21 protein-coding genes are annotated in these 24,034 nt (G+C 40.3%); 17 read left to right on the forward strand and 4 right to left on the reverse strand.

The window, feature by feature from the left end; all coding sequences use genetic code 11:
• Position 1: 1 nt before the first annotated feature.
• From OWEHO_RS07600 to OWEHO_RS07640, 9 genes are all read left to right on the forward strand, one after another.
• Positions 2–1,084, forward strand: coding sequence for an imelysin family protein (locus OWEHO_RS07600; RefSeq protein ID WP_014201890.1), 1,083 nt, complete (start codon positions 2–4; stop codon positions 1,082–1,084).
• Positions 1,085–1,105: 21 nt separating this feature from the next.
• Positions 1,106–2,335, forward strand: a complete 1,230-nt coding sequence (locus OWEHO_RS07605; RefSeq protein ID WP_014201891.1) for an imelysin family protein — start codon at positions 1,106–1,108, stop codon at positions 2,333–2,335.
• A gap of 10 nt (positions 2,336–2,345) precedes the next feature.
• On the forward strand, positions 2,346–3,758 hold the full coding sequence (locus OWEHO_RS07610) for a di-heme oxidoreductase family protein (protein ID WP_014201892.1): 1,413 nt from the start codon (positions 2,346–2,348) through the stop codon (positions 3,756–3,758).
• Positions 3,755–4,861 carry an imelysin family protein gene (locus OWEHO_RS07615; RefSeq protein ID WP_014201893.1) on the forward strand — a complete coding sequence of 369 codons (1,107 nt, stop codon included), beginning with the start codon at positions 3,755–3,757 and terminating at the stop codon, positions 4,859–4,861. The genes OWEHO_RS07610 and OWEHO_RS07615 overlap by 4 nt, the downstream gene beginning before the upstream one ends.
• Before the next feature lie 27 nt (positions 4,862–4,888).
• A complete protein-coding gene (locus OWEHO_RS07620; protein ID WP_014201894.1) occupies positions 4,889–6,247 on the forward strand; it encodes an HTTM domain-containing protein in 1,359 nt (452 codons plus the stop codon).
• Positions 6,231–8,672 (forward strand): TonB-dependent receptor, encoded by a 2,442-nt coding sequence (locus tag OWEHO_RS07625; RefSeq protein WP_041627501.1) that lies wholly within the window; start codon positions 6,231–6,233, stop codon positions 8,670–8,672. Before OWEHO_RS07620 ends, OWEHO_RS07625 begins: the two co-directional genes overlap by 17 nt.
• 129 nt (positions 8,673–8,801) lie before the next feature.
• Entirely contained in the window at positions 8,802–10,580 is a 1,779-nt protein-coding gene (locus OWEHO_RS07630; RefSeq protein WP_014201896.1) for a choice-of-anchor I family protein, read from the forward strand.
• Positions 10,581–10,740: 160 nt separating this feature from the next.
• Complete coding sequence (locus tag OWEHO_RS07635) at positions 10,741–12,516, forward strand: choice-of-anchor I family protein (RefSeq protein WP_014201897.1); 1,776 nt, start codon at positions 10,741–10,743, stop codon at positions 12,514–12,516.
• Between the two features lie 61 nt (positions 12,517–12,577).
• The gene (locus OWEHO_RS07640; protein ID WP_014201898.1) at positions 12,578–13,264 is read left to right on the forward strand and encodes an SMUG2 DNA glycosylase family protein; all 687 of its coding nucleotides are present in this window, start codon (positions 12,578–12,580) and stop codon (positions 13,262–13,264) included.
• A gap of 5 nt (positions 13,265–13,269) precedes the next feature.
• Here OWEHO_RS07640 and OWEHO_RS07645 read toward each other — a convergent pair whose 3' ends face one another.
• Both OWEHO_RS07645 and OWEHO_RS07650 read right to left on the reverse strand, forming a co-directional pair.
• Positions 13,270–14,748 carry a T9SS type A sorting domain-containing protein gene (locus tag OWEHO_RS07645; protein ID WP_014201899.1) on the reverse strand — a complete coding sequence of 493 codons (1,479 nt, stop codon included), beginning with the start codon at positions 14,746–14,748 and terminating at the stop codon, positions 13,270–13,272.
• Positions 14,749–14,847: 99 nt separating this feature from the next.
• Complete coding sequence (locus OWEHO_RS07650) at positions 14,848–15,297, reverse strand: RrF2 family transcriptional regulator (RefSeq protein ID WP_014201900.1); 450 nt, start codon at positions 15,295–15,297, stop codon at positions 14,848–14,850.
• Positions 15,298–15,427: 130 nt separating this feature from the next.
• Here OWEHO_RS07650 and dinB point away from each other — a divergent pair, with 130 nt between their 5' ends.
• The 6 genes from dinB (at position 15,428) to OWEHO_RS07680 (ending at position 21,452) form a co-directional block, all read left to right on the forward strand.
• Positions 15,428–16,513 carry a DNA polymerase IV gene (gene dinB / locus OWEHO_RS07655; RefSeq protein WP_014201901.1) on the forward strand — a complete coding sequence of 362 codons (1,086 nt, stop codon included), beginning with the start codon at positions 15,428–15,430 and terminating at the stop codon, positions 16,511–16,513.
• 31 nt (positions 16,514–16,544) lie between these two features.
• Entirely contained in the window at positions 16,545–17,678 is a 1,134-nt protein-coding gene (locus tag OWEHO_RS07660) for a hypothetical protein (protein ID WP_014201902.1), read from the forward strand.
• A 49-nt stretch (positions 17,679–17,727) separates the two neighbouring features.
• A complete protein-coding gene (locus OWEHO_RS07665) occupies positions 17,728–18,579 on the forward strand; it encodes a DUF4197 domain-containing protein (protein ID WP_014201903.1) in 852 nt (283 codons plus the stop codon).
• A 160-nt stretch (positions 18,580–18,739) separates the two neighbouring features.
• Positions 18,740–19,726: a D-alanine--D-alanine ligase gene (locus OWEHO_RS07670; protein WP_014201905.1), complete on the forward strand. Its 987-nt coding sequence runs from the start codon at positions 18,740–18,742 to the stop codon at positions 19,724–19,726.
• Between the two features lie 41 nt (positions 19,727–19,767).
• Positions 19,768–20,223: a pantetheine-phosphate adenylyltransferase gene (coaD, locus tag OWEHO_RS07675; protein ID WP_014201906.1), complete on the forward strand. Its 456-nt coding sequence runs from the start codon at positions 19,768–19,770 to the stop codon at positions 20,221–20,223.
• A 167-nt stretch (positions 20,224–20,390) separates the two neighbouring features.
• Positions 20,391–21,452, forward strand: coding sequence for a hypothetical protein (locus tag OWEHO_RS07680; protein ID WP_014201907.1), 1,062 nt, complete (start codon positions 20,391–20,393; stop codon positions 21,450–21,452).
• A gap of 101 nt (positions 21,453–21,553) precedes the next feature.
• Here the strand turns inward: OWEHO_RS07680 and OWEHO_RS07685 are convergent, their stop codons facing one another.
• A complete protein-coding gene (locus OWEHO_RS07685; protein WP_014201908.1) occupies positions 21,554–22,165 on the reverse strand; it encodes an NUDIX hydrolase in 612 nt (203 codons plus the stop codon).
• A gap of 7 nt (positions 22,166–22,172) precedes the next feature.
• Here OWEHO_RS07685 and pyrE point away from each other — a divergent pair, with 7 nt between their 5' ends.
• Both pyrE and OWEHO_RS07695 read left to right on the forward strand, forming a co-directional pair.
• On the forward strand, positions 22,173–22,817 hold the full coding sequence (pyrE, locus tag OWEHO_RS07690) for an orotate phosphoribosyltransferase (RefSeq protein ID WP_014201909.1): 645 nt from the start codon (positions 22,173–22,175) through the stop codon (positions 22,815–22,817).
• A 36-nt stretch (positions 22,818–22,853) separates the two neighbouring features.
• Positions 22,854–23,243, forward strand: a complete 390-nt coding sequence (locus tag OWEHO_RS07695) for an SRPBCC family protein (RefSeq protein WP_014201910.1) — start codon at positions 22,854–22,856, stop codon at positions 23,241–23,243.
• Here the strand turns inward: OWEHO_RS07695 and OWEHO_RS07700 are convergent.
• Positions 23,240–24,001, reverse strand: a complete 762-nt coding sequence (locus OWEHO_RS07700) for a biotin--[acetyl-CoA-carboxylase] ligase (RefSeq protein WP_014201911.1) — start codon at positions 23,999–24,001, stop codon at positions 23,240–23,242. The genes OWEHO_RS07695 and OWEHO_RS07700 overlap by 4 nt on opposite strands.
• Between the last annotated feature and the right edge of the window lie 33 nt (positions 24,002–24,034).

The following is a 24,034-nucleotide window of genomic DNA, read 5'->3' on the forward strand; positions in this document are numbered from 1 at the left end:
GATGAAAAATATCCTATCTGGATTTTGTATTAAACTATTTCCGGTCCTTGTGGCCGGAATACTTTTTAGTGCTTGTGGAGATGACAAACCTCTAACCAATAAAGTGGACTTTGATCGCAAAGCAATGCTCACAAATTGGATAGACAACATCATGCTTCCGGCTTTTGAAAACTTTAGCACAGAAGCAACTGCACTTCAAGTATCTGCTAATGATTTTAGCGATGATGCTAACCTTCAGACCTTACAAGATCAGTTTGTAAAAACCTACACGGCTTTTCAGCAAATAAAGGCTTTTGAGATAGGTCCTTCCGAGGATGTAAGCCTTCGTGCATCCATCAACACCTACCCAGCTGATGCCGCCAAAATTGATAATAATATCCAGAATGAGGTAAGTGATATCAGCAGCGCTTCGAACCTTACCGCTAGAGGTTTTCCTGCTATGGATTACTTGTTATACTCTTCTAGTGTAGACCTTAACGATCCTAAAACACAAGCTTACCTTAAGCTCTTGGCAAATGATATTTCTGCTTTAGCAAGCAGTATTTATACTAATTGGCAAAATGAGCGAGCTTCATTTATTGCAGCTTCAGGGACAGATTTAGGCAGTTCTCTTGGACAAATGGTGAATGCCATCAACAAGGATTACGAGATTGTAAAAAATGCCAAGATTGGCTTTCCAGCTGGTAAAAAAACTTTAGGAAAACCTTACCCAGAAACCTGTGAAGCCTACTACAGCGGGCACTCTATAGATTTAGCTATTGCCAATATCGAAGCTATTCACAAGTTTTTCCAAGGTTACAGTTTTGATGGAAACCTAAAAGGATCAAGCCTTGAAGACTATATCATAGAATTAGGAACCACAACCGATAATGAACAACTTGATGTTGTGATCAATACACAGTTTACCGAAGCGGTGACTGCTCTAGAAAAAATTACCACACCTCTTTCTGATGCCGTAATAAATGATGCTGATGCAGTGAGTGATGCATACCTCACCATACAGCAAAATGTACGCTATCTAAAGGTAGATATGCCTTCAGCTATGGGTGTACTCATTACCTATCAGGATAATGATGGTGATTAATTCAAACTAAAAATTAAAATAATGAATATTCGATTTACCAAGTCTATGCTTGCCTTGGCTGGTTCTGCAATGCTATTTGCAGCCTGCAGTAAGGATGACGAAAACACTGACAATGCAGATCCAAATGCTGCTTTGAAACAGTCTGTAGTAAGCAACTATGCAGATATTGTTTTTGCTAGTTACGAAGATGCTCATGCAAAAGCTGTGATTCTAAAAAATAAGCTTGATGCATTTGTAGATGCTCCTTCGCAAACTGCTTTTGACGAAGCAAAACAAGCATGGCTTGATGCTCGTGAGCCTTACGGTCAAACGGAAGTTTACCGCTTTTACTCAGGGCCAATTGATGACAATGATGGTCCAGAAGGTGCGCTAAATGCATGGCCTCTTGATGAAGCACACGTTGATTACGTACAGGCTGGAACCGGAAATGATGACAATCCCGGAAACGAGGCTAACATTATTAATAACACCACAGATTATCCAACCATTGATGAGGCTACACTTATTGGGCTGAATGAAAATGGTGGCGAAAAGAATATTTCTATTGGTTACCACGCTATAGAGTTTCTTCTTTGGGGTCAGGATTTTAACGCTGGTGCACCTGGAGACAGACCTTATACTGACTATGTAACCGATGGCAGCGGCACAGCTACCAATCAAGATCGTAGAGGTGATTACCTTAAAGTAACCGCCAAAATTTTGGTTGACGACTTGGCTACAATGGTTGAAGCATGGAAAGAAGGAAGCTCTAACTACCGTGGTACTTTTACCAGTCAAGCTGCCAATGTTAGCATCAAAAATATGCTTACAGGAATGGGTGTTTTGAGTAAATCAGAATTGGCTGGAGAGCGTATTTATGTAGCTCTTGACAACCAGGATCAAGAAGATGAGCATTCATGTTTTTCTGATAACACACATCGTGATATCATCCTAAATGCTCAAGGAATTGAAAATGTATATACAGGTACTTATATACGTACAGATGGTACGGTAGTAAGCGGAGCTTCAATTTATGAATTGCTTAAAGAGGTAGACGCTACTCTTGCCGAAGAGTTGAACACCATGGTTGCAACAAGCGTATCTGATGCAGAGAGCATTCCGGTTCCATTTGACCAAGCTCTTACACAAGAAACAGTTGGAGGCAATGGTCCGATTATGACTACTGTTCACTCACTTCAAGATCAGGGTGATAAAATTGCTGAAGCAGCAGCGGCATTAGGAATTTCTATTTCTACTGACCTGCCTGACTAGAAAGTAAAATATGCGAAAGCAAAGAATCGTACTGGGAGCCGCATTTCTCAGCGTATTTGTAGCTTTTGGCTCTTGCCAAAAAGACAAAGAACAAGTACATGAACTGAGCCCTGAAGAAGGTGAGGAACTTTCTGCCGGCCCCGGTACGGTTTTTAATGATGGTCCAAATGCTTTTGGATTTCAAATAGATGGCCTTCAAGGAACCGATGAACTCGAGTTTTTTGTGGGCAATTCTTTTTTTAATCAAAACTGGGTACAATCCCCCTCTTCTACCACGGCTCGCGATGGCCTCGGGCCTTTGTTTAATTCTCGTGCTTGTAGTGGATGCCACTTTAAAGATGGTCGAGGACGTCCCCCTTTATATCCCGGAGAAGAAGCTACAGGGCTATTACTTCGCCTAACCAAAGCTGCAAAAGATATCAATGGTCAAAATATTGGTGACTCCCATTACGGTGGCCAGTTTCAAGATAGAAGTATCGGTGGCGTAGATAAGGAAGGGACAATTTCTATTACCTACCAAAACATTGAGGGACAATTTGCAGATGGTACTTCCTATACTTTAAAACAACCCATCTATTCTGTTACTGATTTAGCTTATGGTCCGCTAGAAGCGGATGTTTTCATTTCCCCACGAATTGCAAATCAGGTAATCGGTCTTGGCTTTTTAGAAGCTATTTCTGAGCAACAGTTACTTTCTTGGGCAGACCCAAATGATGCAAATAATGATGGGATAAGTGGCCGACCAAACTATGTGTGGGATGAAGTAAGTAAAAGCCGCACCGTTGGCCGTTTTGGCTGGAAAGCCAATCAGCCCAATTTACTACAGCAATCTGCAGGAGCATTTAATGGAGATATGGGGATTACCACTTCTGTTTTCCCAAATCAAAATTGCGCTGGTGGGCAACAAGCTTGTAATGATGCTCCCACTGGTGGATACCCCGAAATTGATGATGATGATTTAGGAAAGGTAGTTCTCTACGTAGCCAGTTTAGCAGTGCCCGCAAGAAGAGATTACAACACTCAAGCTGTGCTTGAAGGCAAAGCTATTTTTAACAAAATAAATTGTGGCAGCTGTCACCTCCCCAAAATTACAACAGGCCAGCATCCTACAATGGATGAATTTTCAAATAAAACTATTCGTCCTTATACCGATATGCTCCTACATGATATGGGGCCTGATTTGGCCGATGGCGTGGGTGATTTTGAAGCAACCGAAACTGAATGGCGCACGCCTCCACTTTGGGGAATTGGACTTTTTGAAACTGTAAATGGACACACTCGCTATCTACATGATGGCCGTGCCGAAAACATAGAACAAGCCATCCTTTGGCATGGAGGTGAAGCAGAAAATTCGCGCGAACGCTATAAGAAGTTACCTTTGGCCGATCGTGAAAAACTCATAAAATTCCTGGAATCTCTATGATTCAACTAAAGCCTACTCTGGCCATATTAGCGCTTCTTACACTTTTTGCCTGTGGCAAGGAGGATGAAAAAGATAAAGATCCCGTTGACAATTTCAATCGCAAAGAGCTTTTTACCAATTTGGGAGACAAGGTTGTTCTGCCAACTTTCTTAGAGTTCGTAAATACTTCTGATTCCCTTTTTCAAAAGGCTTTAGCTTTTCAAAACCAACCTAGCACAAATACTTTAACCGAACTACAAACAGCTTGGGTGCAGGCAAAAACATCTTCCAAAAAAATTGAACAGCTAAAGTTTGGCCCACTCAATGATACCAAAATGTACAGTTTGGTGGACAAATGGGCTACCAATGATGGTTTTATAGAAGGCTTTATCAGCGGCACGGATCCCATCAATAACAGTTTTATAAACGGCAAAGGTGCTACCTCCAAAGGTTTGCCCGCTATCGAATATTTGATTTTTAAAAATGGAGATAATGCTACTGTACTTTCCGAACTCAGCAGCAACTCAAGACGAGTAGATTATGTAGTAGCCTGCTGCGAAAACCTCAGCCTGAAAGCACTCGAAATCGCTAGCTTCTGGTCTCCTCTTGGTGATAATTACCTAGGTCAATACTCCGCAAATACTGGCGGTGGACTTGATGGATCTTTGAGCCAAACGGTAAACCAAATGAGCAGCCACATTGAGTTTATGACTGTAACCAAAGTTGGCAAACCTCTTGGAAAAGAATTAAACACAGGTATTAGAACCTCCCAACTTGAAGCCTATATCAGCGAAACTTCAAAAGAAGCGCTAATTGCTAACATCAAGATTTTCAAAAGCCTTTTTACTGGAACAGAAAACAATACCGGCTTTGATGATTATCTGGATTATTTGGGAGCAATGAAGGATGGCAAGCTTTTAAGTACCGCCATTTTGGAACAAGCAGATTTGGTGCAATCCAATCTTGAAAACATGAACGGCTCATTGAGCAATGAACTCACCTCCTCACCTCAAAATGTAGAAGAACTCTATCAAAACCTGAAAGCTCTCTTGGTTTTGGTGAAAACTGATATGACCTCTGCCCTTTCGGTAACGCTTACCTTTAGTGATAATGATGGAGACTAAAACTGAGTTGGGAATAAGGAGTAGGGAATGAAAACAAAAAATATCGTACAAGGAAGGTTCCTAACTACAAACTCCCGACTACAAACTTCTTTAGCCCCCCTCGCGGTTTTCCGCATCATATTTGGTTTGCTAATGTTGTTTGCAACCATACGTTTTTGGATCAAAGGCTGGATTTACGATTTATATATTGCTCCGCAGTTCCACTTCAAGTATTATGGTTTTGAATGGGTGCACGCCCTACCAGGTAACTGGATGTATGTGATTTTTGCCATCATGGCATTGGCCGCTATTGGCATTGCTCTGGGTTTTTATTACCGTATTTCAGCCACGCTCTTTTTTCTCACTTTCACTTACGTGGAATTGCTGGACGTAGCCAATTATCTCAACCATTACTACTTTGTAAGTCTTATTTCATTAATCATGATATTCCTTCCGGCACATCGCCTAAGCTCACTAGATGTAAGGTATGGCAGGGCTCCTTTGACCAAAGAAGGAAATTGGTGGTACGTCAATATTATACGCCTTCAACTCGCCATCGTGTATTTTTATGCAGGTGTAGCTAAGCTCAACCCCGACTGGCTTCTGGAGGCACTTCCACTAAAAATGTGGTTACCAGCCCAAGCCGATATGCCACTCATTGGTTTTCTGTTCGATTATGAATGGGTAGCCTATGCCTTCAGTTGGTTTGGTGCATTTTATGATCTTACCGTACCCTTTTTCCTTTGGAATAAAAAGACACGACCATATGCCTTTCTCGTTGTAGTAGTTTTTCATCTTCTTACTTGGATACTTTTTCCTATCGGTGTTTTTCCATGGGTAATGATTTTCAGCACCCTCATTTTCTTTTCAGATGATTTTCACAAAAAGATTCTACACCTTTTGAAACCAGTTTTCAAAAACCACCAAATTTCTACTTCCCCATTAAAGCTCCCAGCATTACTACAAGGTGGATTTATAGTTTTCATTTGCTTCCAGTTAATTTGGCCTTGGCGCTTCCTCGCCTATCCTGGTCACTTATTTTGGACTGAGCAAGGCTACCGTCTAAGCTGGCGCGTAATGCTGATGGAAAAAGCAGGCTATGCCATTTATCACATCACAGACCCAACAACCGGAAATACAGGCGAAGTTCATCCGGGTGATTATCTTACCCCAAACCAAGAAAAGCAATTGGCCACACAGCCAGACCTCATCTTACAGTTTGCTCATTTCTTAGAAAAAGAATACCAAGAAAAGGGAATTGAGGACCCAATAATCACAGCCGAAGTGTACGTAACACTAAATGGTCAAGGCAGCCGACTTTTTATTGATCCAAACACTGATCTCACGAAAGTGAATGATAGCTTTGCCGCCAAAGAATGGATTTTACCTTATGAGGGTCGGGATTAGCATTTTACTTACTATCGTTTCTCTTTTTAGCTACGCTCAAGGCGCTGGGCTAAAGGGTGTTGTTTCCGATCAGGATGGTAAGCCCATTCCTTTTTCTAATGTGTATATCGCAGACACAAAACAAGGAACCAGCACCGATATCAATGGAGAATATTCCATTTCTAATATCTCTGCTGGCACCCACAAAGTGATTGTCAGTAGCATTGGTTATTTAAAGCACACTGAAAAAATCACCTTCTCCACCACCCAAATTGTGTTGGATGTTCAACTAAAAATAAGTAGTGAAGAGCTGAGCCCCATAGATATCACCGACCGTCCCGAGCAAACTTCTGTCTACAACCGACTCAAAAACATTGATGGAGTAGCTATTTATGCTGCCAAAAAAAATGAGGTTATTGAACTCAAAAACATTACGGCCAACCTCAGCAGCAACAATGCCCGCCAAGTATTTGCACGTGTGCCAGGCGTAGTAGTTTGGGAAAATGACTGCGCAGGACTTCAGCTAGGAGTTGGTGCCAGAGGCTTGAGCCCAAACAGAACTTCCAATTTTAACACCCGTCAAAATGGCTATGACATGGCCGCTGATGCTTTGGGTTACCCCGAAAGTTATTACGCTCCCCCCATGCAGGCTATCGATAGAATTGAAATTGTCCGTGGTGCCGCTTCCCTCCAATATGGAACCCAGTTTGGTGGAATGATAAACCTGAAACTAAAGGAGGGAAACCCTGAGAAGAAATTCAGTGGAAGCACCATGAATACCTACAATTTTATAGGGAAAGACAATGGTTACTTTAACACATTTAATGAAGCTGGTGGACAAATCGGAAAGTTGAATTATTACACCTTTATCAACTTTAGAAAAGGAGATTGCAACTGTCCCAACTCTGACTTTAGTGCCAATACAAACTACGCTCATCTTGGGTATAAATTCAATGAGCAACTCACGCTAAAGCTGGATTATACCAATATGCAATATTTGGCGCAACAGCCCGGTGGGCTTACAGATGCGCTGTATGATCAAGACCCCTACCAAAGCTTTAGAACTCGCAATTTCTTTTATGTAAACTGGAACCTTATCGCTGCAGATTTAGACTTTCAGCTTAATGAAAGAACCGCTTTGAACAGCCGAACATTTACCTTGATCGGCTCTAGAAAAGCACTTGGCATTCGCTCCAATCCTGGGCGTATTGACAACCTGAGCGACCCTCGCGATTTATTGGTGGATTATTACCGAAATGTAGGAAACGAAACCCGCCTTTTGCACAAGTATAAACTTTGGAATAAACCCTCTGCATTTCTTGTTGGCTTTAGAGCTTATCGCGGTTATACCGAAAAAACGCAAGGCTATGGAAGTAACGGCACCGATGCTGATTTTGAATTTGAAACAGACTCACTTGGTCTAAAATCAGACTATAAATTTCCGAGCTACAACATTGCACTTTTCAGTGAAAACATCTTCAACATCACGGATAGGCTAAGCCTGACTCCGGGTGTGCGATATGAATATATCCGCACCACCGCTGATGGTTTTTATGACAGTTCGGTGCGCATCCCAAATACTGGAGAAATTGTGATTGACAGCGCTACTTATGAAATCCGCCAAAGCAGCCGCTCCATAGTTTTATTTGGGCTGGGCCTTGCTTATCGCCTTACGGAAAAGCTGGAACTGTACAGCAATTTTTCCCAAAATTATCGAGCAATTACCTTCAACGATATGCGCGTGGTTTCGCCCTCTGCTGCGGTTGACCCAAATTTACAAGATGAGAGCGGGTTCAATTTAGACCTTGGTGTACGTGGTGAATTGGGTAAAGCTTTTACTATGGACGCAGGGCTTTTTTGGCTAAGCTACAATGGCAGAATTGGCTCCGTGCTAAGGGTTGTAGAAGATGAGTTTTTTGGTGACCGTTTAGTTCGCTATACCACCAATGTGGCTGATGCCAACATTCTGGGAACTGAGCTTTATCTGGAAAGTGACTTGATGAAGCTTTTCCATATCGAAAGCAAAAACTTCAGATCAAGTCTATTTGTGAATTTCGCTTATATCATTGGCACCTATCATAATTCTGAGGAACCCGCTATCGAGGGAAACCAGGTGGAGGAAGTCCCCAAGGTCAACCTAAAAACGGGTTGGTCCATTTCATATAAAGACATCAAGGCATCGTTGCAGTATTCTTTTGTTTCTGACCAATATTCAGAAGCTACCAATGCCGAGACCTCCCCCACTGGCATCTATGGAATAATCCCCGCTTATGATGTTTTGGATTTATCACTAAGCTACAGTATCAAGATGTTCAACTTTGAAGGAGGCATAAACAACATTACCAACAATACCTACTTTACACGCAGAGCCGATGGCTACCCCGGCCCTGGAATTATCACTGCTGCACCGAGAAGTATTTATGTGGGTGTTGGGGTTAAGTTTTAAACCTTTATTTAGTTCACCTAACTAAAGTCTGTCCTCTATCTAAAACTAACTTATCCTTTCCTTAACCTCCCCTTTACACGGTTACAGTCTCCATTCTTAAGATTTGCGGTTTACTAAAAAATAAATCACATGATGAGATTAACTACATTACTTTTTCTTTCACTTATGGCTGTTGCCGGCCAGGCACAAAACCTTATTGACCTTAGTGTAATTGGCACATACAAGACAGGTGTGTTTGATGATGGCGCTATGGAAATTGCTGCTTACGATGCCACCACACAGAAGGTATTTGCCGTAAACGGAAGCACCGGAACCATAGAAGTTCTTGACATTTCTGATCCAACCAATATTACCAAAACCGCAACAATAGATGTTTCTCCTTATGGAGATCACGCTAATTCTGTAGCATTCCAAAATGGTGTATTAGCTGCAGCTGTAGAGCATGATGATTTCGATAAAAATGGAAAAGCTGTTTTCTTCAACGCGACCGGAGCTTTTCTTGCTTCCGCAGAAGTAGGTGTTCTTCCGGATATGATCACTTTTACCCCTGATGGAAATAAAGTGCTTACAGCAAACGAAGGTGAGCCTGATGATGATTATACTGTAGATCCTTACGGAACGGTTTCTATTATTGATATTTCTGGAGGAGTACAAAACGTAACACAAACTGACGTTACTACTTTGGACTTCATTTCTTTCAACACCAATTATGATCCAGCCATCAGAAACTTTGGCCCAACAGCTAATCCTGAATTAGCTCGTAACCTTGAACCAGAATACATCGCTGTTTCTCCTACTTCTGACAAAGCTTATGTTGTATGCCAGGAAAACAACGCCATGGCTATCATTGACCTTAGTACCAATACCATCACTTCTTTGAAGTCTTTAGGTTTTAAAGATTGGTCAACCGGTGACAATAAAATGGATGCCAGCAACAAACCAGCAACCGTAAACATCCGCAACTGGCCAGTGTTTGGAATGTATCAGCCTGATGCCATGAAAGCTTTTGAAAACAACGGCTCTGTATATCTTATTACAGCTAATGAAGGTGACGCACGCGACTACAACGCATACTCTGAAGAAGAGCGTGTAGAAGATATCACTCTTGACCCGACTGCCTTTCCCAATGCAGCAGCTATTCAGCATGAAGATTCTTTGGGTCGTTTGAATATCACCACTTCTTTAGGTGACATTGATAATGACGGAGACTACGATGAGCTTTATGCTTACGGTGCCCGCTCATTTTCTATTTGGGATGACCAAGCTAACCTAGTGTGGGATAGCAAAGGGCTTTTTGCTCAAACATTATTGAGCACCAACCCAAATGAATTTAACGCCAACAATGATGACAACGACTCTTTTAAAAGCCGTAGTGATGACAAAGGTTGCGAGCCAGAAGCTGTAGAAGTTGCCATGATCAACGGTCAGCGTTTTGCCTTTATCGGCCTTGAGCGTATGGGTGGTGTAATGGTTTACAATATTACAGACCCTACTAACCCAACGTTTGTTAGCTATTACATCAACCGTGATTTCAGCTTAGATGCAGATGATGCAAATGCCGGAGACCTAGGCCCTGAGAACCTAGTATTCATTCCGGCAAATGAAAGCCCAAATGGACAAAATCTTTTGCTTAACGCAAATGAAGTTTCTGGTACACTTTCAATTTACCAAGTAGGCGGAACTATTGGTTTGAATGAATTTTCACAAAAAGGCCTTTTACAAGCTTACCCAAATCCAGTAATGGACGAAGTAACTTTTACAAGAGAAGTAAGCAATGCTAAACTTTATGACATGGGTGGTCGTGAAATGATGATTATCAATGGCACTACCGCAAACCTTAAAAATCTACCTACAGGTATTTATACTTTGGTAGAAGGAGAGCTAAGCCTTCAGATCCTGAAGAAATAATCTCAGCTCAAAATTAATTACATGGCCGCCCTGTAGAAACTATGGGGCGGTTTTTTCATTTTTAGTAATTAGTAAAGGTGAGGGTCTACTTATTCTGACTCACCTTCCATCCCAACCTTTCTTAGTAATTTGCGAGCCGTAAAATCGCAGAAACTAAACGATGAAATATCTTTCCCTAGTAGCCTTACTTTTTAGCCTAAGCTTTAATAGCTTTTCGCAAACAATACCATTTGCTAAATTAAACACTCGTGGTACTGGCATTTTTGATGCCGGAGGTACAGAAATTGTAGCTTTTGATAAAAACAACAACTACGTTTATACCACTAATCGAAGCTTGAACCGCGTAGAGGTATATGATTACTCGGATGTAAGCAAACCCAAATTCTTACATTATCTTGATGTTTCTCCTTATGTAAGTACAATTACTGGTGTAGATGTGTACCTTCAGCAAGTAGCTGTAGTGGGATATAATAATCCACAGTCACCAGGAAAACTTATGTTTTTTGATGAAAAAGGAACTCCTACGGGACAGTTTCCTGCTGGGGCAATGCCAAGCATGGTTACCTTTAGCATCTACGGAACATGGGTTTTAGTGGCCAACGAAGGTGAACCTAGTGATGACTATACTACTGATCCCGAAGGTTCTGTATCCATGCTAAACATTAGTAATGGCGTAGCAAATACATCTCCATCTTCGGTGAAGTTTGTAAACTTCCAAGGGTTGGATACCACTGCTTATGACTACTTAATACACATCTATGGAAATAATGGCTTACAATTACCTTCTCAAGATTTGGAGCCTGAGCATATTGCCATAAACCCGGCTTCTACCAAGGCCTATGTTACACTTCAGGAAAATAATGCTGTAGCAGTAATTGACTTAGCTACAGCCACACTTGATACAGTACTTGCACTAGGCTACAAAGATTTTTCGGTTACAGGGCTAGATGCCAGCGACACGGAATCAGATATTGATATTAAACCCTACAATCGCCTATTTGGAATGTATCAGCCCGATGGAATAGCTTCTTACTCGGCAAATGGCAACATCTATTTTGCTACTGCAAATGAAGGTAAAGCGCGTGACTACTCTGCATACTCAGAACTCGCCAAGGTTACCGATTTCATTTTTGATGCGAACGCTTTTCCCAATTATGTCAATATATACCAAGACAGCGTATTAGGTAGGTTGGACATTACAAATACATTAGGAAATAATGATAATGATCTGTTTCAGGATTCACTATTCTGCTTTGGCGGACGTTCCTTCTCTATATGGGATGAAAATGGTCAATTAGTGTGGGATAGTGGAGATCAATTTGAGCAAATTACTGCACAGATGTTCCCCAATGAATTTAACTCTGACGATGACGACAATAACTCTCGCAAAAGCACAAGTAATGAAAAAGGACCAGAGCCAGAGTCTATCGTTATTGGAGAAGTAGATGGCACGCCTTACGCCTTCATAACTTTAAAGAAAATGGGAGGAATTATGATTTATGACATTTCTGACCCTACCAGCCCAAAATTTGAAATGTATGAGCTAAACCGTGACTTTAGTAAAGCTGCAAATAGTGCTGGAGCAGGAGATTTGGGACCTTCAAGTTTAGAGTTTATACCTGCTAACGTAAGCCCTACTGGTTTCGCTATGCTTTTGGTAGCCAATGAAGTGAGCGGTACTATAACTGCCTACGAAATGGGAATTGGCATTGGTATAGAAGAATATTACATGGTGGAAGATGAGGCCATTTTCCCAAATCCATCTACCGGGATTTTTAACACCACATATGAAGGAGATTATAAAGTATACAACATGGATGGAAAGTTGGTGAAAAGTATAACCAACCATACTGTAATTGATCTTAAAGATCAGCCGGCCGGCATCTACATCATCAAAAATACAGAAGGCCAAGCCATAAAGGCCGTGAAGAAATAAAATGTCACAAACACACTCCCAAAGGCTGTCCATATCGGGCAGCCTTTTTTATTTTAGCTAAATGACAAAAGCCGAGCAAATCCTTGATTTCTATTCAAACCTCAATATTGATGTTTCTACGCTTCCGCTAAAAGTTGATGTGCTCAATCCTTACCAAAATCCTTCTCCCGAAATGGAAAAGGTACTTCACGAATTTTATCATAAATATTATGGAGACCATCACAAACGAGGATTGATTTTGGGTATAAACCCAGGAAGATTTGGAGCCGGAATCACTGGCATCCCATTTACTGATTCTTATCGCCTCAAAGAGTTTTGTGATATTGACTTCCCAACTGACACCAGAGAAACTTCATCTGTGTTTGTTTATGATGTAATACAAGCATTTGGAGGTGCAAAAAAATTTTATAGCAATTGGTTTATTGGTGCCACAAGTCCGCTCGGATTCATCCATCAAAATTCCAAGGGCAATTGGGTAAACTACAATTATTACGATGACCCAAAACTTGAAAAAGCTGTTCGACCTTTTATCATTGACAAGTTACAAGAACAACTAGAAATCTGTGGAAACCCAAGAAAATGTGTAGTACTCGGCACGGGTAAAAACTATAAATACCTTCAAAAGCTAAACAAGAAAATTCAACTGTTTGATGAAATTACTCCACTCGAGCATCCGCGCTACATTATGCAGTATAAGCTAAAAAGCAAGGAAAATTATGTAACAAAGTTTTTGGAAGCTTTGAGCTAATTACTTTAGTTTTTTAATATCTTTTTAGAAACCCTCTTTCCTCTTGAATCTTGAAGAATTAATAAATAGGTACCCTGTACTAATTCATCACATTTTTTATTGAATGGATACGCAAGCTCAAAGCGACTAATTAGATTACCTGAAACATCATACAGTCCTACCTGATACACCTCATGTTCATCCAAGCCGCTAAGTGCAAATCTGTCCTCTACTGGGTTAGGATAAATATTTACACTTTGCTCCCACATATAACTAAAGTCCTCAGAAGATATCGGACTATAATACCCAGTGCTATCCATGTGTATATAGTGCAAATCATTAAAAGAGCGGCTAATATCCTGAGTGGAGGAGTCGCGCAATGCAGAAATAATAGTAACCCCATTATCAGAGGTTCCCTCTGAAAACGTTGGTAGCATAAGTGTATTAGGTACCCTAACCGCTTTAGACCACTTAAGCTTCATATCTTCATCTATCCGGGTTACCAGCATATTCCATTCCCCACCGTTATCCGCAACAGAGAGACCGGATGCAATTATGATATCACCATTTGTAGCAATTGAAACCGCATCCCTACTAAATATGTCCTCCCTTCCATCCTTGTCTCCTAAAACAACACTGGAATCTATTTTATTTCCTAAACTGTCAAACCGAAATACGCGAAGACCATAATGTGCATTGACAAAGTCAAAAGTGCTCCACTCGGCAACCAAATAGGTATATCCATTGGGGTGTGAAACAATGGACCCAGAATTTACCTCATCTAAAGTTGTATGATGAATAATGGTGTCAATCTTTGTAGCCAAAGACAAAGGATTGATGGAAAAATCAATTTCAAACTGCCCTCTCCAAATAAAGTAATTACCTACACCTTTAAAGGAACCGATAGGGCCAATGTGAAAACCATACAAACTATCTAGTATACTTTCCTTAAGTATACCATCCAATCCAAATACGCTCACTAATGTATTTATTGAACCTGTGAAAGTAGTTGACCTAATCATAAGGAGGCTATCTCCTAATACATCCATCGTTACATTGAAGTTATACACCCCCAAATCCCTTGTGATATCGTGTCTCCCTACAAGATTTAGCAACGAATCATACACAAGTATTTCAGACTTCACCTGATTTCCAATTGTGTCGTATCTTTCCACATCACTTGTACGTGTTAAGCAGTATAAATAACCGTTAGCCACACTCAAATTGGCTATAAAACGGAAGAAAGCAGAATCCAACGGAACCTTAACTGAATCTAATACATTGAGGCAATCATCTGTTTTTAGAATATAATTCTTTCTTGGCTGACTAATGCCCGGAGTATATCCGTCTGATTCAGCATACCCATGATACAGTGAGCCATTAAGAGACACTAACTCGGTGCTAAAATGAAATAGGGGTGTCTGAATTGTTTGTTCACAATAATGCTGGGCAAACATTTCACAGTAACCAATTACCAAAATGAGTAAATATAAATATCGATGCATTTTAAATAAAACTTAACGAATAATAACTAATAATTTTGTTGCATAATAATATCAATAATACAGAAATTAATAACTTCTTAACTATTTTAATTATTAGTTTTATTTATGATTTGCAATCTTCCTATCCTCAGTATCAAGAATAGCCTGCAGCGTATTTTCCTTAAGAATTTCTACTGTTTTATTTCGGACTTCTAAGATAGCATCGCGAATCCCACAGGTTTCCTCATCGCGGCACTCTTCGCACTTTTCATAATAATTATAAGTAACGCAAGGCAGCAATCCAATGGCTCCATCAAAAATGCGATAGACTTCGGCAAGATTTACTTCGGTAGCCGGCTTACGCAAATAATAGCCACCACCACGGCCCATTTTTGAACCAAGAATTCCATTGTTTTTAAGATCCAAAAGAATGGCCTCCAAAAACTTGCGTGGTATATGCTGTGCTTCAGAAATTTCAGCAATCTGCACCTTGCGATCAGGATCTACCTTCGCTTGACGAGCAAGGTATACCAAAGCGTTTATCGCGTATTTTGATCTTTTTGATAGCATATAGGGTGGCGAAAATACTGAATGTAAACATCAACCTAAGGGAATATTGGATAAGTAGTTTTAATATCCTGAAAATGAAACCTGAGCCCTGAATTTTCTATCCATACCTTTGCGGAACTAATTCCCAAACTTGATTCCCGAAGAGTACATCCGCAAAATAATCCATGTAGATATGGATGCTTTTTACGCTTCCGTAGAGCAGCGCGACAACCCAGAATTGATGGGCAAACCTGTGGCTGTGGGCGGCTCTAGAGAACGTGGAGTAGTAGCAGCCGCTAGCTATGAAGCGCGTAAATACGGGATACGATCTGCCATGGCTTCTTCCATTGCTTATCGCAAATGCCCTCACATCATTTTTGTAAAACCTCACTTTGAAAAATACAAGGAGGTATCAAAGCAAATCAGGGAAATCTTTTTTGAATACACCGATTTGGTGGAGCCGCTTTCACTGGATGAAGCTTATTTGGATGTAACCGAAAACAAGAAGGGAATTGCCACTGCCACCCGCATTGCCAAAGAAATCCGTCAGCGCATTTGGGAAGAAACCCAACTTTCCGCTTCTGCTGGAATTAGCATCAATAAGTTTGTGGCCAAAGTAGCATCAGACATCAACAAACCAAATGGCCAAAAAACCATAATGCCGGACGATGTGATTCCCTTTTTAGAAAATTTACCCATCAAAAAATTTTACGGCATTGGTGAAAAGACAGCCGAAAAAATGAAAAAGCTTGGCATTCATTTTGGCCGCGACCTCAAGCAATGGGATTTACCACTTTTGGTAAGAGAGTTTGGAAAAAGCGGAACTCATTATTACAATATTGTCCGTGGCCTTCAAAAGAGTACAGTAAAACCTGACCGCATCCGAAAATCCATTGGAGCAGAACGTACTTTCTTTGATGACATTCACGCAGAAAGTGACCTGAAAGAAGAGCTTGAAAAAATTATGACCATTCTTCACAAAAGAATAGAAAGCTCGGAAGCCAGTGGAAAAACAGTTACACTAAAACTAAAAAGCTTTGACTTTGAGCAACACACCCGCAGCTTCACGTTTGATCATTATATAAATTCTCAGGAAGAGATTTTTGACAAAATAATTCAGCTACTTTACCAGCCTTTCCCAGAAAAGCCGGTGCGACTTTTGGGAATTACACTTTCCAATCTCAAAAATGACGAAAGTGATAATTCGCAATCTGTGCAGTTAACTTTAGATTTTTAAAATATTTTAGAGGCTATCTAAACTTAGTTTCATGCTGAAGTACCTCTATTTATTTTTTCTTTTGAATATTGCTATGCCAACCATTTTATTAGCACAGGATCAAAACATTCAAGTTCAGTTATCCTGGTGGACCGATACTACAAATCATCCAGAGCTGAAGCCATTTGTGAACTTATACTCGAATTACATCAACTCCGCTCCTGACTCTATTTATGACAATCCCAATTGGAACAAACGGGAAAAAATTCTCTACAAAGATTTTGACCTGAGTCGGAACTCCATATTTCAAGGTACTTTAACAGCACAGGCAATTTTCAGCAGTTTTATTCCAGTCTTATTGAAAATTGAAAAAAAGGATACCGTTTATCAACTCACCTCCCTTTTAAAAGCAAAAGCCCATTTAGGACCTCAATACACCTCTTACGACCCGTTGGCTATAATGAAATATGCGGTGGTGAAAGAAAACGGAAAGTGGAAAATGGCCAATATATTACCTTATGAAACCTCCAACTGGAATAAATATCAACAGGACTATATCACGTTTTACGCTCCCTCTGCTGATATAAATAATAAGCTTACAATCCAAAACAGTGTTAAGTTTTGCGACTCCATTTGTGATCATTACAACCTCAAAAAGCCAAGTCCATTTTCGGTATATACTGTAAATGGCACACATGAATTAGGACAATTGCTTGGCTACGAATACTACATTTATGGTAATGCTGAAGGCAAATCCATCAACAACATTATATTAAGTGGCAATAGCAGCCCGTACTACCCGCATGAATTTGTTCATCAAATATGGCCTAAAAATGACAAGCGAAATCGCTTATTGGATGAAGGTATAGCAACCTGGTTGGGTGGATCTATGAATCAAAACTATAAAGTCATATCCATGGACTTTTCATCTAGGGCTATTGAAAAAGTGGATGGGAACTTTACAGATCTCTTAAAAGATCATACGCTTAGTTTTTATGCTCAAGGTGCCATTTTGTGCGACTTAATCCATCACTATTACGGAACAAAAAAACTGAAGCTCCTTTTAGAAAAAGACACTTCGGATGATGAAAAGCTCCTGCAAACAATCTTGGAAATCACAAAATGGGACCTTAGTACGTTTAACAAAAATTGGAAATGCTATCTAGAGAATATTTCAGATGGATAGCTCCACAGTAAGATTCATATACTTTAACTTTGTTTCAAAATCACAATTCATGATAAAATTTGCCCGTCTAGCTGCAATTGCAGCTATTTCATTTTCATTTGCTTCTTGCGAAACTGCAGATGCTGTAAAAGATATATTAGACACTTCCCTTACGGATGAAGAGATTGTAGATGGTCTAAAATCGGCACTTGCCGTGGGAACGGACACTTCTACCGCACAGCTTGGCACTGAAGACGGATATTACGCTGATCTTGCAGTAAAGCTTCTTTTACCCACTGAGGTGCAAACCAGTATCGAGACCTTTAAATCAAAATCAATAAACCTTGGTTTTGTAACAGTTACAGGCGAAAATTTGTACGATGGCTACACTAATACTGCCCTCGGCATCAATATCCCAGGCTTAAAAAGTAAAGAAGATGAACTTATAAAAGGAATAAACCGTGCGGCTGAAAGTGCAGCCTCCACAGCCGGCCCTATTTTTATTGATGCCATTACGGATATTACCATAGAAGACGGCTACGACATTCTGTTTGGTGGAGATTCCACTGCGGCCACCACTTACCTTCAAGGAAGAACACAAGCTACCTTGTTCAACAATTTTGAACCTAAAATTGATGCCGCTTTACAAGCTGTAAAAGTCGGTAACTCAAGTGTGGTGGATGAATATGAAGATTTTATAACACAGTATAATGCCGTGCTAAATACTAGTGTTGGTATAGGTACAATTGGCTCCCTTATGGGAATCAATGCCATTGCCACCACTGACCTTTCTGCCTACAGCACTGAAAAAGGTTTGGATGGTTTATTCCTTAAAATATCTGAAGAAGAAGCTGACATTCGCAGTAATCCGCTGGCTCGTGTAAATGCTATTCTTCAAAAAGTTTTTGGGCAGTTAGACTAAGCCTTAATTCCCCTTCAAAACTGAAGGGGTGGATTTCGCGCGGAGCATGTGAAAGACGGGGTAGTTTGTCCTCTACCCCTAACGTTCTATTCATAAGACGAAAAACCTTTTTTCGGTTACTTTAAAATTTACCTTTGCTTTCGTTTTTTTCAAATTTGCCATGAAGTACAACATCGCTGTAGTGATGGGTGGTTTTTCACCCGAATATGAAGTTTCTATCAATTCAGGAAACGTAGTTTACAAAAACCTGAGCAAAATAAAATTCGCTCCGTACAAAGTGATTATCACACGCGAAAAGTGGGTGATGATTGGAAATGACGAACAAGAATACCCAATAGATCTCAATGATTTTTCAGCCAACATCAATGGCGAAAAGCTAACATTTGATGCAGTGTTCAATGCTATCCATGGTGCACCCGGTGAAGACGGACCATTGGCTGGGTATTTTGAATTGATTGGTATGCCACAAACTTCTTCAGGGCAATTTGAAAGTGCACTTACCTTTAACAAAGCTGAGTGTAGCATGCTGCTCAAAGGTCAAGGTGTAAACATTGCATCTGCCTATTATTTGGCTAGCCACGAAAATTACAACAGCGTTGAAATAATTTCGCAAGTAGGTCTTCCTTGCTTTGTGAAGCCTAACAGAAGCGGATCGAGCATTGGTGTAACCAAAGTTAGCCTTCCCGAAGAACTTTCTCCCGCTATCGAAAAAGCATTTTCTATTGACACCCAAGTGATAGTTGAAGCAATGGTAAAAGGTGTGGAAGTAGGCTGTGGAGTGACCAATCATCAAGGTTATATCAAAGCTTTAGCGGCTACTGATATTGTTCCAAAAAATGATTTCTTCGACTACGAATCCAAGTACAGCGGACAGTCTGAAGAGATTACTCCTGCACGTATTTCTGAAGATACTTACAACCAAATTATGGAAGAAAGTGAATTCATATATGAAAGCTTAAACCTCAATGGCCTCGCCCGTGTAGACTATATCGTTAACGAAAGTGGTGTTCCATTTTTTATTGAAGTAAATACTGTTCCAGGCCTAAGCGAAGAAAGTATTTTGCCAAAACAGGCTAATTACGCTGGTATAAGTTTGGGAGATCTTTTTGATCAAACCCTAGAGCAAACCCTGGCCAGCAAAAAGTAAAAGTATTAGTACTTTGCAGTAAACGCACAAAACGCTTCAACATGAAAATTGCGGTTTTCCCCGGTTCCTTTGATCCCATTACACTTGGTCATTACGATGTCATCTCTCGTGGTCTTCCTTTATTTGATAAAATAATAGTAGCCGTGGGCGAAAATGCCAGCAAGAAATACATGTTTCCCTTAGAGCAGCGTATAGCCTGGATTAAGGAAACCTTTAAGGACGAACCAAAAATTGAGACGGACACCTACAGCGGACTTACAGTAAAATACTGTAAAGAAAAAGACGCCAATTTTATTCTTCGTGGCCTGCGCAACCCTGCCGATTTTGAATTTGAAAAAGCTGTGGCTCAAACCAACCGAAAGTTGGAGCCAAGCTTGGAAACCGTTTTTCTATTAACTTCTTCTGGTCTCTCATCTATAAGCTCCAGCATTGTAAGAGATGTGCTAAGGCATGATGGCGATTACTCGCAGTTTGTGCCTGGTGCTGTGAAGGCCTAACCTTCGCTTATTTCATTTTCCGTAAACCTTTATTTACTCTCTAGTAAACCTTTTCCCCCAATGTTACGTATGTGTTAATGTAACCAGAGAAACGGTAATGGATAATATATCTGTTTCTATCTCTCTGTTATTTTTCAATCAATTTGATAATCGAAAAAATGAAACACATGAAGTCTCTAAAATTTTTAACACTAAGCGCCTGCATGGCAACCTTTTTTATCACCACCAGTTGCGATGAGGATGATGACAAACAGACAACGAACCCAACTACCAAAAAGGAAGCTACGGTTTACGGATCAAGTAACTCTGAAGAGAAGGTTTCAAAAACTGAATTTTCTGAAGATGAAAATGGGGAAAATGAAACCAATGAAATGAGTACTTACACGGTAGCTTATGCCGATGCCGATGGTATTTATTACGACTCTGAAGCAGATATTCTGTACCAAAATGATCGTAGTAATAACCAATTGCGAGCTTACACTAACTTTTCAGCAGAAACTGAAGGTTCAACTATTCAGGCATCATTGAGTACAGATGCTTCAGCGGTTATAGGTGCTTTGAGCCCACTCCAAAATGGACGTGAAATTGCCAAAAGCGGTAATAAGATTGTGATTGCTCAAAGTCCAGCTGGTGCAAGTGTGGTAAGCTCATTCTACATTTACACAAAAACCAATGACAGCCTTTATTTGTCGAATATTTATATCTCTCCTGTTTTACTTTGGGGAATTCAACTTGAAGGAAATACCATGTATGCTGTAGAGGATCAATCTAATAATGTTGTGGTATTCAATGATTTTTTCAATAAAGGTATTGCCGCTGCAATCACTGCAGATATGACTGTTTCTATTGAAGGCCTTGTGCGTACTCATGGTATCAATTATGATGCAGATGCGGATGTGATGGTCCTTACCGATATTGGTGATGCCAGCTCTGATAATGATGGTGCCTTTACTGTAATTGCCGATTGGAATTCAAAAATGAATGCTGCCGGAAATGGAGGTATGATTGCTTTGAGCAACCAAATTCGTGTAGAAGATGCTGACGGAATGCTAGGTAACCCTGTAGACTGCGCGTATGATAGCCGTACCGACAAAGTATATATCGCAGAACGTGCCAATGCTGGTGGTCGCATTATGGCTTATGACGTGCCAAACAATAGTGGAAGTGAGAGCGCTTCTTACAACACACAGTTCAGTGGTGCATCAGCAGTTTATCTGCATAAAAAATAAGATGTTGCGAAACATTTGAATTTTTCAAAAGCCGCTTCGAAAAATTTCGGGGCGGTTTTTCTTTTTGCAATCTTCAGCTGATCTTAGAGGAAAAATATTCTTTAATGCTCTAGCAGCTCCCTACTAGCCTCCAATAGCCAATGAATACTAGCATAGGTATTTCCCATATACTCATCCAAAAAGTCTGGCTTTACCCATTGGGCTTTTTCGATGTGCTCTTCTATTTGAGGAACTAAATCACCAATAAACTTGGTGTGCATTTCAAACCAATAGGTTCGTTTTAAAATCTTCTTTCCGCCAATTTCATAAGTGTGATATGTAATAGGCAACTCGCGAATCACTCTTAGGTTGCTTATTCCGCACTCTTCAATTACTTCGCGTACGGCTCCTTCTTCTACACTTTCGCCTTCTTCGAGCTTGCCTTTTGGCAAATCCCATTTTCCTAATCTATAAATCATCAAAATCTCACCAGCACCATTTCTCACAATTCCACCAGCCGCTTCAATAATTTCATACATTTCTGTAAAATCATTCCACACCTCCTGAAGACTATCGACCCCAAAAGTGAGGTGCTTTATTTCTGAATTATTCTCCAAACTCTTGATAGATTCTACCAGATGATCTTTGGATTCATAAGAAAGATGAGAAACCTCACCTGAAATCGGTTTTTCTATGAAGCTAATAGAGGAATCGTTGATGAAAACTTTATACATTTGGCGCATGATTTTTGACAAAGAAATAGCCCGACAAACGGCCGAACAACTCCTGCAAATAAAGGCAATAAAATTGCAACCCGAAGACCCTTTTACCTGGGCCAGCGGATGGAAATCTCCTATTTATTGTGATAACCGTATAATCCTCAGCTACCCAATGGTGCGCAACTATGTGCGTGAACATTTGGTAAAAGCTATTGAGGAAAAATATGGCACACCAGATGTAATTGCCGGAGTAGCCACAGGTGCCATTGCCATGGGAATATTGGTAGCTCAGGAAATGGGACTACCCTTTGTATACGTTCGCCCGGAAGCCAAAAGCCACGGCCGCAAAAATCAAATTGAAGGAGTAATTGACTCTGGCCAAAGTGTGGTGGTAATAGAAGATTTGATTAGCACCGGAGGTAGCAGCCTAAAAGCTGTAGAAGCCCTTCGCGAAGAAAATGCTAAAGTGATAGGAATGGCCGCTGTTTTCACTTATGGTTTTCCAGTAGCTGATGAAAATTTCAAAAACGCTAATTGCGACCTTTTGACCTTAAGTGATTACAATCACCTATTGGAGCAAGTTCGTGACAATGGCTTTTTAGAAGACACCACTTTTGCCACACTTCAAGAATGGAGAAAAGATCCTTCTGCTTGGAAGGGTGTGTAATTCTTCTTTTCAAAATTAATTTCAAATAAATCAGGCATGAATATAGAATCTAAAAAAGTGATCGTAAATAAATCTGCAACGGAGCTTTATAAGCAGTTGGAGAATTTTGAAAACTTTGGCAAAGCCATGCCTGAATCCGTTACCAAATTTGAAGCAGACGAAACTTCTTTCCTTTTTGGAATGAAAGGAATGCCAGAAGTTCGCTTGGTATTGGAAGAAAAGAATGAGCCAGAGCTTATTGCTTTCAAAGCCGCAAGCAGCAAATTAGATTTTAGTCTTGCATGCCGCATTCGCCCGATTGATGACAATAGCTGCGAAGCTTACTTTGATTTTAAAGGAAAGTTCAATCCTATGCTTCGCATGATGGTAGAAAAGCCGTTGAAGAATTTTATTGAAGTTTTAGCTGACAAGCTAAACACCATTTAAAGCTCAAAGCTTATTTCCTTAAACTGAAATAGCTCTGTCTTTCCATTTATTTCCGCTTTTAGGTGCCCATCGGCTAGCACATCTATTATGGTGGCCATTACCTTTTTACCATTTATAAAGGCTGCCACGGTTTGTTTGTAGCCATACAAAAAGGCAAAATAATCCTGCAGTAAACCATACCTGTCGCGCTGAAGTTGGTGATACCTCTTTTCCAACATTTCCAAAACCTTATTGGTAAAATATCTCATTTCCACCTCATGGCCTAAAATCTGACGAAGAGAAGTTGCTTTGTTAGTGTTTTTATCAAAAATATTTTGATTTACATTCACGCCAATTCCCACAACGGAGTGTTGGATATTCTTTCCCATCAGTGAATTTTCAATCAAAATACCGCAAACCTTTTTGCCATCAAAGAGAATGTCATTTGGCCATTTTACCTGAAAACCGGCATGAAAGAAATTTAGGGTATCCGCCACCGCAAGACAAACTGACATATTAAAATAGAAAGAATGAGAAGCATTCAGATAATGTGGCTTGAAAAACACACTCATCAGCAGGTTCACTCCCGGCTCCGAAGCCCATGTATTGCCAATTTGTCCTCGGCCTGATGTTTGATAATCTGCGGTAACTACAAGTCCTTCTTGTACATCCTTCTTACCAATCAATTCTTTAAGATAATTGTTGGTTGAATCCAGAGATTCAAAATGCAGTCGATGATGACCGATGAACAGGGTGTTTAAATGAGAAGTGCTTGCCATATTTACACACAAAGATAACTGATGCCGCTTGTA

This window comes from Owenweeksia hongkongensis DSM 17368 (assembly GCF_000236705.1).
GTDB classification, from domain to species: Bacteria; Bacteroidota; Bacteroidia; order Flavobacteriales; family Schleiferiaceae; genus Owenweeksia; species Owenweeksia hongkongensis.